Here is a 12419-nt window from a genome sequence, read left to right on the forward strand (position 1 = left end):
TGGGATGTCCATAACAGCCTTGCCCGGCAACGGGTCGTCCGTGTTCCTTTCGCTGCGGGAGATCGACCGGCAGATCGCGGCGTCCCGGACGCAGCTGGCGACTGGGTTGCGCCTGGAGTCGCTGTCCGACAATCCGGCGGTCCGGCGGCTGGCGGCCGAGCAGGCCTCGCAAGCGGCTGCGCTCGCCGTCCTCAGGGCCGATCTCGATCGCGCCCAGGCGCTGACCGCCATCGGCGCTTCCGCCCTCGGCGGGACGAGCGCCCTCCTGCAGTCGGTCCGCTCCCTCCTCGCTGCGGCCAAGGCGCCGGGCGCCGATCTCAGTGCCGTCCAGCTCGTGCTCGGCGCCCGGCTCGAGGCCTTGCGCAGCACGGCGCAATCCGCCCAGCTCTTCGGCCGCAACCTTCTGACGGGGGCGGACGGCCGGCTCGCCTTCACGGCGTCGAGCACGCTCGACATCCACCGCTACGCGATCGAATTCGACAAGAGCCAAACCGTCCTTTTCGGCGATGGCATCACGCGCGGGATCCTGGAGGCCCCCCTCGACCTTTCGGCGCTCTTCGCTCCGCCGGTTAACGCGACGGACGGACTGGCCGGGCCGGCGATCGGCACGCCGGGCGTCGATGCCATTGCCGTCCCGGTGACGGGCCTCTTTGGCGCGAACACCGATGTCGTCCTCGGCATCGCGGCAAAGGCGGCGCAGGCAGCCACCTTCCGCCTCGGCCAGATCGATCCCGCCGCCTTCGGCAGCGGCGACCGGCTTCAGTTGCAGGTGACCGTCGACGGAATAGCGAGGGGCGTCACCCTGCAGCTTCCCTCGGTGGCCGATCAGGCCACGCTTCCCACCGCCCTGCAGGCGGCCCTCGACACGCAGTTCGGCGCGAACAGGGTCGTGGTGTCGGCCGCCTCGGACGGCGCGATCACGCTGCAGACCGTGAGCGTCGGATCGGACGCCTCCCTGTCGGTCGGCAGCGTCGCCGTGCTGGACGGCAACGGCACGGTGACCGGCACCGGCGGGCTGGCGTCCCAGGCCGCCTACAGCACGGCCCAGGCCACGATCGGCGGGCAGCTGCGGACCTATGACGGACTCGGGAGCTTCAGCGCGCTCAATGTCGACCGCACCGACCGGCTGCGGCTGCGGATCGACGCGCTCGTCGGCGGCCAGACGGGCACGGTGACGATCGACGTCGCGCTGGCGACCGTCACCGATGCGGCCTCCCTCGCGGCCGCCATCAACACGGTCATCGCCGCCGATCCCTTCTACAGCGCCTATGCCGGCGCCGCCGTCGTCGCGGGCGAAGTCGCGGTCTATCTCAAGACGAACGGCAGCATCCGGGTGTCCTCCCTCTCCGGTCTCGACGGCAATGGCGTCGCCCTCGCGGATCCCAAGCTGCAGACCGGCTCTGCCAGCGGGATCGCGGCCGTCAGCGCCCGGGCTGCGGCGATCTCGACGGGATCCGACTTCGCGGGGCCCGTAACGTTGGCACCCGGGATGTCTCTCGAGTTCGATCTCGCCCGCAACGGTGCCGTGACGACGGTCAGCGTCACGCAGGCGGACGTCGACGCCGCCCTGGCCTCCGATCCCGGCTACACGATGGCCAGCGGCACGATCGGCGATGTCGACGCCTTTGCCCGCGTCATCTCCGAGGCGCTTCGGCGCACGGGCATCAGCGACGTCGCGGTGGCGGCGACGGGACAGAGGCTGAGACTGACCGCGACGGGGACGCCCGGCGATGGCGACAGCCTGGGCCTCGGCAATGTCGCCTCGACGGGCGCCCCGGTCAGCGCCGCCACGCTGATCACCGGCACCGACTTCGCCGCGCCGCTGATACTCCAGGCGACGCAGTCCCTCTCCTTCGACCTCACGGTCGACGGGACGACGACACGGGTGACCCTGGACCGCGATACGATCGACAGCGTTCTCGGCGGCGATCCCGGGCATGTCGCAGGGACGATCGGGGATGCCGAGGCCTTTGCCCGCGTCGTCCAGCAGGCCCTGACCGATGCCGGGATTCTCGACGTCGATGTTGGCGCCCTCGGCAACCGGCTGCAGTTCACGCAGCGCACGCCCGGCGCCGGCGCCTTGATGATCTCGGGCGTGGCGTTTCGTTCCGATCCCGTCAGCGTCACTCTTCTTACGCTGGATCTCGGCAGTCCCGCCTTTGCCGCCGCCGATCGCAGCCACCTCCTCGCCCAGCTCGATTCCATCATGGCAAGCCTCGACGCGATGGCCGGCGACGTTTCCGCGGCGCAGGACTACGTCGCCTTCGTGGGCTCCCAGCTGGCCATCCACGCAGACTTCACCACCACGATCGAGACGATCTATCGCGCGACCCGTGGCGCGCTGGTTTCCGTCGACATGGACGACGAGACGGCGCGCCTGAAGGCCCTGGAGCTCCGACGCGGCCTGCTCCAGCAGTCCATCGCGATGGTCAACCAGTCGAGACAGAACGTCCTTCTTCTGTTCGAAGGGCTGCCCACGTCGGCCATCACCGACATTCTGATGAACCACGGCGATCCATAGCGCCTGCCTGTCGCGAATGTCTTTCGCGACAGGCCCCCCTTCGTCACCGCTCGTCCGCCCGGCATGCCGCATCCGGCCGCCTTTCTCGCCGGCGCGGCAGACCGGGCAGCGTCCGGCGGCTTGCCAATCCGCGGCAGATGCCGCAGCTTCCCTGCACCCGCGCCCGCCTCATTCGCTGTGGGGGCGGTTCACTCGGCACGGCACCGCGACGGCCCTCGTCACGCCCGGCATGCAACTTCCCGGAGACTCAACCCATGAAGCCATTCCTGGTCGCTACCGTCGTCGCGCTCCTCGGTCTTTCGCCCCTGGCCTCCGCCCAGGAGTCCGTCATCCGGATCGCCACCGAGGGCGCCTATCCCCCCTTCAACTACATGCAGCCCGACGGCTCCATTGCCGGCCTCGACGTCGACATCGCGAACGCCCTTTGCGCAGAGATGAAGGCCGAGTGCACCATCGTGGCGCAGGACTGGGACGGCATGATCCCGGCGCTGATGGCCAACAAGTTCGACGCCGTGATCGCCTCGATGAGCATCACCGAGGAGCGCAAGCTGCAGGTCGACTTCTCCGACAAGTACTACACGACGCCGCTCGCCGTCGTCGTGCCGAAGGACAGCGCGCTCAAGGGCGTCGGCGTCGAGGATATGAAGGGCAAGACCGTCGGGGCGCAGGCCGCGACCACCCAGGCGAACTATGCCGACGACGTCTATGCCAAGGGCGGCGCCGAAGTGAAGATGTATCCGACCCAGGACGAGGCGGCGGCCGACCTGCAGAACGGCCGCGTCGACGCGCTGATTTCCGACAAGTTCGTCGTCGTCGACTGGCTGAACAAGGCCGGCAAGGACTGCTGCCGCCTGCTCGGCGACGTGCCGGGGACGGAGACCGAGGCCGGCATCGCCATCCGCAAGGGCGACGATGCCCTGCGCGAGCGCTTCAACGGGGCAATCAAGGCGATCGTCGCAGACGGCACCTATGGCAAGATCGTCGCCAAATACTTCCCGTTCGACATCTACTGATGGCCGCCCGCCGGCCGGATACGGCACAGGGACGCCTTCCGGCGGCAGGGAACAGCGCGTGAAGGCCGATGTCATCGTGCTCGGCGCCGGCATTGTCGGCGTCTCCACCGCGCTGCACCTGCAGGCGCTGGGGCGCAGCGTCGCGCTCGTCGACCGCGGCCCGCCCGGCGGCGGGACGAGCTATGGCAATGCCGGCCTGATCGAACGCTCGAGCGTGGTCCCCTATGCCTTTCCCCGCAGCCTGGCGACGGTCCTGCGCTATGCGCTGAACCGGTCGTCGGACGTGCGCTACGACCTGCGCGATCTGCTGCATGTCGCGCCCTTTCTCTTCCGCTACTGGCGCCAGTCCTCGCCGGGCAATCTCGCTATCGCCACCCGGGCGATGCTGCCGCTGATCGAAGCGAGCGTCGCCGAGCACGACGCGTTGATCGCGGCGGCCGGCGCCGACGACCTCGTGCGCGCCGACGGCTGGATCGCCGCCTTCAAGTCGCCGCACCGGTTCGACGCGGCCGTCGCCGAGGCGGCGGGGCTTTCGCCCTACGGCCTCAGGACGGCAATTCTCGATCCCGCCGCCTTCGCCGCTCTCGAACCCTCCGTGCGGACGGGAAGCGGCGGCGTCTGCGGCGCCATCCACTGGCTCGACCCGAAGACGGTCACCGACCCCGGCGAACTGACCCGGCGCTACGTCCGGCTTTTCGAACAGCGCGGCGGGAGGGTCCTCCTCGGCGACGCGGCCAGCCTCTCCGGTGCGGCACCGCGCTGGTCGGTGACGACCGAGACGGGCGAGATCGCGGCTCCCGACGTCGTCGTCGCACTCGGACCGCAATCGGCGCTCCTCTTTCGACGGTTCGGTTACCCGATCCCGCTCGGCATCAAGCGCGGCTATCACCGGCACTACGCGCTGCCCGGAGGCGTATCGCTCCGCCATGCCATGGTCGACGAGGAGGCCGGCTATGTCCTGGCGCCGATGCGGCAGGGCGTGCGGTTGACCACGGGGATCGAATTCGCCCATCCCGACCGTCCCGCCGATACAAGGCAGCTCGCCCGGGCCGAGCGCCTGGCGCGGCGTCTCCTGCCGCTCGGCGAGCCGGTCGAGGCGACGCCCTGGCTCGGCCGCCGGCCCTGCCTGCCGGACATGCGCCCGGTGATCGGCGCCGCGCACCGCCATGCCGGGCTGTGGTTCAACTTCGGCCACGCCCATCACGGTCTGACGATCGGCCCGGCCAGCGGCCGCCTGCTGGCCGAACTCGTCACCGGCCAAGCGCCCTTCGTCGACCCGGCGCCCTATCGGAGCGACCGCTTCCGATAGCGGAATCGGCGCTCCCCGGCCCTTTTCACCGGCGCCGTGCACGCGGAGAGCTCGGCACCAGCCGGCACTCCGGGGAGGACGAACCGCGTCAGGCTTGGCGCGCGCCGGCGACCTGCCGGCCGATCGACACATATTCGATCCCGTAACGCGCCACGACGGCCGGATCATAGAGATTGCGGCCGTCGAAGATCAGCGGCGAGGTCAGCGTCTCGCGGATCGTGTCGAAGGACGGGGCGCGGAAATTCTTCCACTCGGTGGCGATCAGCAGCGCATCGGCGCCCCGCAGCGCTGCCTCCTTGGTACCGCACAACAGAAGGTCGTCGCGCTGGCCGTAGATCTCCTGGCACTGGCTCATCGCCTCGGGATCGAAGGCCTGCACGCTGGCGCCGGCGGCCCAGAGCGCCTCCATGATGACCCGCGAGGAGGCCTCGCGCATGTCGTCGGTATTGGCCTTGAAGGCGAGGCCCCACAGGGCGAAGCGCTTGCCGGCGAGATTGCCGCCGAAGTGGCGCTGCACCTTGTCGAACAGGACCGACTTCTGCGCCCGGTTGCGCGCGTCGACGGCATGCAGCATCAGCGGGGTGTAGCCGACGGTCTCGGCCGCATGGATCATCGCCGAGACGTCCTTCGGGAAGCAGGAGCCGCCGTAGCCGATGCCGGGGTAGATGAAGTGGTAGCCGATGCGCGGATCGCTGCCGATGCCCTGGCGCACCTGCTCGATGTCGGCATCCATCAGCTCGGCGAGATTGGCCATCTCGTTCATGAAGCTGATGCGCGAGGCGAGCATGCAGTTGGCGGCGTATTTGGTGAACTCGGCGCTGCGCAGCGCCATCACGATCATCTTCTCGTGGTTGCGGTTGAACGGCGCGTAGAGCTCGCGCATCAGCGCGATCGCCTCGGGGTCGCTGGAGCCGACGATGATGCGGTCGGGCTTCAGGCAGTCCGCAACTGCCGAGCCCTCCTTCAGGAATTCCGGATTGGACACGATCCGCACGACGAGGTCCGACTGGCCACGGGCCTCCAGAACCTCTGCGATGGCCTCGGCGATCCTGTCGCCGGTGCCGACCGGCACCGTGCTCTTCGTCACCACCGTCTTCGGCTCGTCCATCAGGCGTCCGATCGTCTCGGCCACCGCGACGACGTATTTCATATCAGCCGAACCGTCCTCGCCGGGCGGCGTGCCGACGGCGATGATCTGGATCGCGGCGAAGGCGACCGCCTCCTCGGCATTGGTCGTGAAGGTCAGCCGGCCCTCGGCATGGTTTTCGCGCACCAGCGCCTCCAGCCCCGGCTCGAAGATCGGCACGATCCCTTGGCGGAGGTTTTCCACCTTTGCCGCATCGACATCGACGCAGAGAACATCATGGCCGGCCTCGGCCAGGGCTGCTGCCTGCACCAGGCCGACATAGCCAATTCCAAAGACGGTTACGCGCAAAACACAACACCCACTCGATCCGGGACGACGACGTCCGTGATGGCATAAGACGAAAGGACAGGCGGCCGTCCCAGGCGGCAGTCTATCAGACGCTTGCCGCGGGTCCCTTAGTTTTCTGTTGGGCCCCCAGCGATCCCTTGCGCGGGAGCCGGTCGGCGTGGCGCGGCTTGGGCGGCCGCGACGGACAGGTCTCCAGCGGCCGGCGCCACCGAGCGTGAGCCAGTCGGCCGGGTGGGTGACGAACGCTGCGGCTGCGAATGGCAGAGCCCTGCCCGGTGAGGACGGCAAGGGCTCTGCTCCGCCCGAAATGCATAGGAAGGCAAGGGAAGTCGCCCTCCGCGGGGCGGAACCGGGAGCCCGGCCGGAGGCTTCTGCGAGTCTACCGGCCGCGTCCTGCGGCAACGGACAACGGAGATTTCCATGGCCAAGGAAAAGACCCTCGAAGACGCCTTCCACGAGACCCTGAAAGACGTCTACTACGCCGAGAAAGCCTCGGTGAAGGCGCTGAAGAAGTCGGCCAAGGCGGCCAAGGCCCCGGCCCTGAAGGAGGCCTTCACGGCCCACGCCGAGGAGTCGGCCAACCAGGTGGAGCGCCTCACCCAGGTGTTCGAACTGATCGGCAAGCCTCCGCGTGGCAAGACCTGCGAGGCCATGGTCGGCCTTACGAACGAGATGGAAGAGGATCTCGAGGATTTTGGCGAGACCGAGGCGGCCGACGACGTCCTCATCGGCTGCGCCCAGGCCATCGAGCACTACGAGATCGCCCGCTACGGCCTCCTGAAGTCCTGGGCGACCAAGCTCGGCTACGACGAGGCGGTGAGCCTCCTCGACGCTACGCTGCAGGAGGAGAAGAAGACCGACGAGCTGCTGACGCAGATCGCCGACCAGTCCATGGCGAAGGGCAAGGGCGGCAAGTCGAAGGCGGCTTGATCGTCTGTAACTAAGTCAGAAAGGCCCGCCGCGACACTCGCGGCGGGCCTTTTTCATGCGACCGGAACATTCAGCGCCCGGAGGCGTCAGGCGTTCGCGTCCATCCAGGCCTTGTGGCGGCTCTCGTCCTCATAGGCCTTGCGGAAGTAGGCCTGCGCGTCGGCCGGAGCCGCTGCGTTCTTCGCCGCGTGATCATAGGCCATCTTGGTCTCGATCTCGTTGGTCGACATGGCCTTCAGGATGGCGCCGTCGCCGATGATCGAGGCCAAGGCGACCTTGCCCGTGGTGAGATATTCCTTGAGGTCGCCCTCCGTAGGCGCCTGCACGCCGAGCTGTCCCGCCATCCGGGTCAGTTCGACCACGTGGCGATCGTGGTCGCTCTTGAACTCGGCGATCTTCGCCTTCGAAGTCTCGTTCTCGAGCTTGGCGATCGTGCTCTCATAGGCCGCGATGGCGTCATGTTCGAGGATGAGCAGGTTCTGGACCAGCTTCTCGAAAGTGGTTTCAGTTCCGACTGTCGTGACCATGAAAATCTCCTGTTGGTTGAAACCGATGAATGTTCGGTGGGAGGATCGGTTTCAGGAAACTTCCTTAGGCCCCTCATCCCGGATCGCCCGTCGATGCCTGCGGCGCCGTCTGTCGGTCGCGGAGCCCGGCCAGAGAGCGACCTTGCCGTGAGGGGCTTTGCCCTCGGCGCCGCTCCGCCGGACCTCGCCAGGCGGAGACTGGTTCGCCAGCCCGCACCATCCTTTTTTCCAATTGCCAGCCGCCGGCGGCGTTTTGTGCTAGGCGAAACCTGCCGGGCAGGAGCCCGGTGTGCATGGCAGGCGGCAACCGGCGCGAAGCCGGCGCCGCGGGCGGCATCATCGGTCTCGTCGCCGCGGAGGATTGAGTTGAGCGAAGCCTTCATCTGCGCCTATCGGCGCACTCCCATCGGCCGCTTCGGCGGTGTCCTGTCCTCGGTGCGTCCGGACGATCTCGGTGCGGTGCCCCTGATGGCGCTGGTCGCCGAACAGATCGGCGTCGACTGGGAAGCCGTCGACGACGTGATCTTCGGCAATGCCAACCAGGCCGGCGAGGACAACCGCAACGTGGCACGGATGAGCCTGCTCCTGGCCGGGCTGCCGGTCAGCGTGCCCGGCACCACCATCAACCGGCTCTGCGGCTCGGGCATGGACGCGGTGATATCAGCGGCGCGGGCGATCAAGGCCGGCGAGGCGGAGCTCCTGATCGCCGGCGGCACCGAATCGATGAGCCGGGCCCCCTTCGTCATGCCCAAGGCCGAGACGGCCTTCTCCCGCCATGCCGAGATCCACGACACCACCATCGGCTGGCGCTTCGTCAATCCGCTGCTGAAGGCGCAATACGGCATCGATTCCATGCCGGAGACCGGCGAGAACGTGGCGCAGGAATTCGGCATCGACCGCGCCGCGCAGGACGCCTTCGCCGTCCGCAGCCAGGAACGGGCCGTCGCGGCGCAACAGAACGGACGCCTCGGCCGCGAGATCGTCGCCGTCACCGTCGCGCAGAAGAAGGGCGACCCCCTCGTCGTCGACCGCGACGAGCACCCGCGCGCCGGCACCACGCTCGACTCCCTCGCCCGCCTGAAACCGCTGAGCGCCAACGGCACCGTCACCGCCGGCAATGCCTCGGGCATCAACGACGGCGCCGCGGCGCTGCTGATCGCCTCGGAAGCGGCGATGCGCAGATACGGCCTGACGCCGCTGGCGCGCATTCTCGGCGGCGCGACCGCGGGCGTGCCGCCGCGGATCATGGGCATGGGCCCGGCCCCGGCGACGCGCAAGCTCTGCGCCCGGCTGGGCCTCGCACCGCGGGATTTCGGCGTGATCGAGCTGAACGAGGCCTTTGCCAGCCAGGGCATCGCCGTCCTGCGCGATCTCGGCATCGCGGAGGACGCGGCGCATGTGAACCCGAATGGCGGCGCCATCGCGCTCGGCCATCCGCTCGGCATGTCGGGGGCGCGCATCGTCGGCACCGCGGCGCTCGAGCTCAGCCTCACCGGCCGGCAACGCGCTTTGGCCACCATGTGCATCGGCGTCGGCCAGGGCATCGCCATCGCGCTGGAGCGCGTCTGACCCAGCCGGGTTCGCCGAAAACACGGAACCGGCGTAGTGCCGGACATGAAAACGGGGAGCCCTGCCCCCCGTTTCCGATCAGTGTCTGAAGCCCGCCCGCCCGAAGCGGACGCGGCTCTCAGTCCTTGGCGCGCTCGACATAGGAGCCGTCGGCCGTCAGCACGACGATGCGCGTGCCCACCGCGATGTGCGGCGGAACCTGGGTGCGCAGGCCGTTGGAGAGCACCGCCGGCTTGTAGGAGGCGGAGGCCGTCTGGCCCTTGGTTACCGGCTCGGTCTCCATCACCTCGAAGGTGGCGCGCTGCGGCAGTTCCAGCGAGATCGCGACGCCGTCGTAGATCGACACGGCGACGGTCATGTTCTCGATGAGATAGGGCGCGGCGTCGCCGACGACGCTTTCCGGCACCAGCACCTGGTCGAAGGTCTCGGGGTTCATGAAGTGAAAACCCTCGCCGTCGGCGTAGAGAAACGTGTGGTCGCTCTCGTCGACGAAGGCGCGCTCGACCGTCTCGGTCGTGCGGTAGCGCTCGGACACCTTCACGCCGTCGGAGATGCGGCGCATGTCCAGCTGCGTGACGGAATTGCCCTTGCCAGGATGGATGTTCTCGGCAATGAGGATGACGTAGAGCTTGCCATCCTGGTCGACGACATTGCCTTTGCGGAGCGAACTGGCGATCACCTTCAAGGGTGTTTTCCTCATCTGAGCGGTTGGTTGGGCTGGCCCCGAAAGAGCCTTGCGCTAGCGCCTAGCGCATCTCGGCCGCAATCGCCAGTCGCCTTTCCCCTTTTCGAACAGGGCCGCCATGCCTGACGCCTCCCCCTGGTGGACCCCCGACGTCCACGCCGACCGCCGGCCGCGCCTCATGATGCGCAACGCGATTGCCGCCGAAACACGCGCCTGGTTCGGCGCCCGCGATTTCGTCGAGGTGACCACCGGCGCGCTGCAGGTCTCGCCCGGCAACGAGGCGCATCTCATGGCTTTTTCGACGGAACTCGTCGGGGAAGATGGTTCTCGCTCGACGCTCTACCTCCACACCTCGCCGGAATTCGCCTGCAAGAAGCTCCTCGCCGCCGGCGAGAGAAAACTGTTCAGCCTTGGCCCCGTCTACCGCAATGGCGAGCGCAGCCGGCTGCACCATCCCGAATTCACCATGCTGGAATGGTACCGCGTCGGCGAGACCTATGAGGCGCTGATGGAAGACGCCGCCGCCCTCATCGCGCTCGCCGCCGAGCGGGCCGGCGCAAAACGCTTCCGGTTTCGTGGGCGCGAGGCCGATCCGTTTGCCGAACCCGAGCGCATCACCGTCGCCGAAGCCTTTTCGCGCCATGCCGGCATCGACCTCCTCGCCACCGTGGAAGCCTCCGGCGCGACCGACCGCGACGGCCTCGCCGCCGCCATGACGGCGTCCGGCCTGCGCGTCGACGCCGGCGACAGCTGGGGCGATCTCGTCAGCCGGGCGCTGGTGGAAAGGGTCGAGCCGCAGCTCGGCGACGGCCGCCCGACCATTTTGATGGAATATCCCATCCCCGAGGCGGCGCTGGCCCGCCCGAGCCCCGGAAATCCGAAAGTCGCCGAGCGCTTCGAGATCTACTGCTGCGGCGTCGAGCTCGCCAATGCTTTTGGCGAACTCACCGACGCCGCCGTGCAGCGCCGCCGTTTCGAGGCCGAGATGGACGAGCGGGCGCGGATCTATGGCGAGCGCTACCCGCTCGACGAGGATTTTCTGGCGGCCCTGGCCGTGATGCCGGAAGCCTCTGGCATCGCGCTCGGCTTCGACCGGCTGGCCATGCTCGCCGTCGGCGCGGAGAAGATCGACGACGTGATCTGGGCGCCGATGCCCGCGCCCGCCCGGCCGGCGGCGCCGCCGGCCGCAAAGCCATGACCCGTCCCCTGCGCACCTCCGCCGCCCTCGTCGAGGCCGGCCTCGTGCCGCCGGAAAAACTGGCGGCGCTGGAGCGCGTCGCCGAGCGCTATGCCCTCTCGATCACGCCGGATATGGCCGCGCTGATCGAGGCCGAGGACGACGGCATCGGCCGCCAGTTCCTGCCGCGCGAGGAGGAACTCGTGTCCGCCCCCGGCGACCTCGCCGACCCGATCGGCGACGACGCGCATGCGCCGGTGCCGGGCATCGTCCACCGCTATCCCGACCGCGTGCTGCTGAAGCCGCTGCATGTCTGCCCGGTCTACTGCCGCTTCTGCTTTCGCCGCGAAGTGGTCGGGCCGGACGGCCTCGGCACCCTCTCCGACGCCGAGCTGGAACAGGCGCTCGCCTACATCGCCGCACATGAGGAGATCTGGGAAGTGGTCGTCACCGGCGGCGATCCCTTCGTCCTCTCCCCTCGCCGCCTCGCCGCCATCGCCGGGGCCCTCGCCGCTATTCCTCATGTGAAGGTGCTGCGCCTCCACACCCGCGTCCCCGTCGTCGAGCCCGCCCGCGTCGACGCCGCCCTCGTCGACGCGCTGAAAACCTTCGGCGGCGCCGTCTTCGTCGCCCTCCATGCCAACCACCCGCGCGAGTTCACGCCGGACGCTTGCGCTGCCATCGCCCGCCTCGTCGACGCCGGCATCCCGCTCGTCAGCCAGACCGTCCTCCTCAAAGGCGTCAACGACGACGCGGACACCCTCACCGCCCTGATGCGCGCCTTCGTCGAGAACCGCATCAAGCCCTACTATCTCCACCACGGCGACCTCGCGCCGGGCACCGCGCATTTCCGCACCACGATTGGCGAGGGCCAGGCGCTGATGCGGAACCTGCGCGGGACGATTTCGGGCCTGTGCCAGCCGACCTATGTGCTGGATATCCCGGGCGGACACGGCAAGGTGCCGGTGGGACCGGGGTATTTGCAGGAAACGGACGAGTCATGGGTGGTGACGGATCCGCAGGGCGCAGCACACGACTACCCTCCGGCCACGCAGGACTGACGCCGCGCCGCCACCGGTTCGCAGACAATCCCGCCCGCCCCTCTCGCGGCGAGACATGGCCCCACGCCAGTCAGCAGGCACGCCACCTCGCCCTTCACTTTTACGCGATGAAGCGGCAAACTTTGCTGTCGTATTTCAAGTTGTTGAAATTATAGGACCTCCTCGTCTGCGGATTTTTAAGGATCGTTGAGT

The 12419-nt window shown here is 68.5% G+C and carries 10 protein-coding genes; 7 read left to right on the forward strand and 3 right to left on the reverse strand.

The genetic code is table 11. The annotated features are described in order from the left end of the window. Window positions 1-4 precede the first annotated feature (4 nt). The 3 genes from IEX88_RS17860 to IEX88_RS17870 all read left to right on the forward strand — a co-directional run bounded on the left by IEX88_RS17860 (window position 5) and on the right by IEX88_RS17870 (window position 4843). Window positions 5-2521 carry a hypothetical protein gene (locus IEX88_RS17860; protein ID WP_188853275.1) on the forward strand — a complete coding sequence of 839 codons (2517 nt, stop codon included), beginning with the start codon at window positions 5-7 and terminating at the stop codon, window positions 2519-2521. A gap of 254 nt (window positions 2522-2775) precedes the next feature. Further along, window positions 2776-3534 carry an ABC transporter substrate-binding protein gene (locus IEX88_RS17865; RefSeq protein WP_188853277.1) on the forward strand — a complete coding sequence of 253 codons (759 nt, stop codon included), beginning with the start codon at window positions 2776-2778 and terminating at the stop codon, window positions 3532-3534. Between the two features lie 58 nt (window positions 3535-3592). After that, a complete protein-coding gene (locus IEX88_RS17870) occupies window positions 3593-4843 on the forward strand; it encodes an NAD(P)/FAD-dependent oxidoreductase (protein WP_244640307.1) in 1251 nt (416 codons plus the stop codon). A gap of 88 nt (window positions 4844-4931) precedes the next feature. Here the strand turns inward: IEX88_RS17870 and IEX88_RS17875 are convergent, their stop codons facing one another. Next, window positions 4932-6278, reverse strand: a complete 1347-nt coding sequence (locus IEX88_RS17875) for a UDP-glucose dehydrogenase family protein (protein ID WP_188853282.1) — start codon at window positions 6276-6278, stop codon at window positions 4932-4934. Window positions 6279-6698: 420 nt separating this feature from the next. On the opposite strand from IEX88_RS17875, the gene IEX88_RS17880 reads away from it, so the two are divergent. Then, window positions 6699-7208, forward strand: a complete 510-nt coding sequence (locus tag IEX88_RS17880; protein ID WP_188853284.1) for a YciE/YciF ferroxidase family protein — start codon at window positions 6699-6701, stop codon at window positions 7206-7208. A gap of 86 nt (window positions 7209-7294) precedes the next feature. On the opposite strand, the gene IEX88_RS17885 is transcribed toward IEX88_RS17880, so the two are convergent. Continuing rightward, window positions 7295-7735: a ferritin-like domain-containing protein gene (locus IEX88_RS17885; RefSeq protein WP_188853286.1), complete on the reverse strand. Its 441-nt coding sequence runs from the start codon at window positions 7733-7735 to the stop codon at window positions 7295-7297. A gap of 366 nt (window positions 7736-8101) precedes the next feature. On the opposite strand from IEX88_RS17885, the gene pcaF reads away from it, so the two are divergent. Beyond that, the gene (gene pcaF / locus IEX88_RS17890; protein WP_188853289.1) at window positions 8102-9304 is read left to right on the forward strand and encodes a 3-oxoadipyl-CoA thiolase; all 1203 of its coding nucleotides are present in this window, start codon (window positions 8102-8104) and stop codon (window positions 9302-9304) included. A gap of 118 nt (window positions 9305-9422) precedes the next feature. Here the strand turns inward: pcaF and efp are convergent, their stop codons facing one another. Further along, complete coding sequence (gene efp, locus IEX88_RS17895) at window positions 9423-9989, reverse strand: elongation factor P (protein ID WP_188853291.1); 567 nt, start codon at window positions 9987-9989, stop codon at window positions 9423-9425. 118 nt (window positions 9990-10107) lie between these two features. On the opposite strand from efp, the gene epmA reads away from it, so the two are divergent. Beyond that, window positions 10108-11187 (forward strand): EF-P lysine aminoacylase EpmA, encoded by a 1080-nt coding sequence (gene epmA, locus IEX88_RS17900; RefSeq protein ID WP_188853293.1) that lies wholly within the window; start codon window positions 10108-10110, stop codon window positions 11185-11187. Further along, the gene (locus IEX88_RS17905; protein ID WP_188853296.1) at window positions 11184-12227 is read left to right on the forward strand and encodes a lysine-2,3-aminomutase-like protein; all 1044 of its coding nucleotides are present in this window, start codon (window positions 11184-11186) and stop codon (window positions 12225-12227) included. Before epmA ends, IEX88_RS17905 begins: the two co-directional genes overlap by 4 nt. Window positions 12228-12419: the final 192 nt, after the last annotated feature.

The organism is Aureimonas glaciei (genome assembly GCF_014643375.1).
In the GTDB taxonomy this organism is placed as follows: Bacteria; Pseudomonadota; Alphaproteobacteria; order Rhizobiales; family Rhizobiaceae; genus Plantimonas; species Plantimonas glaciei.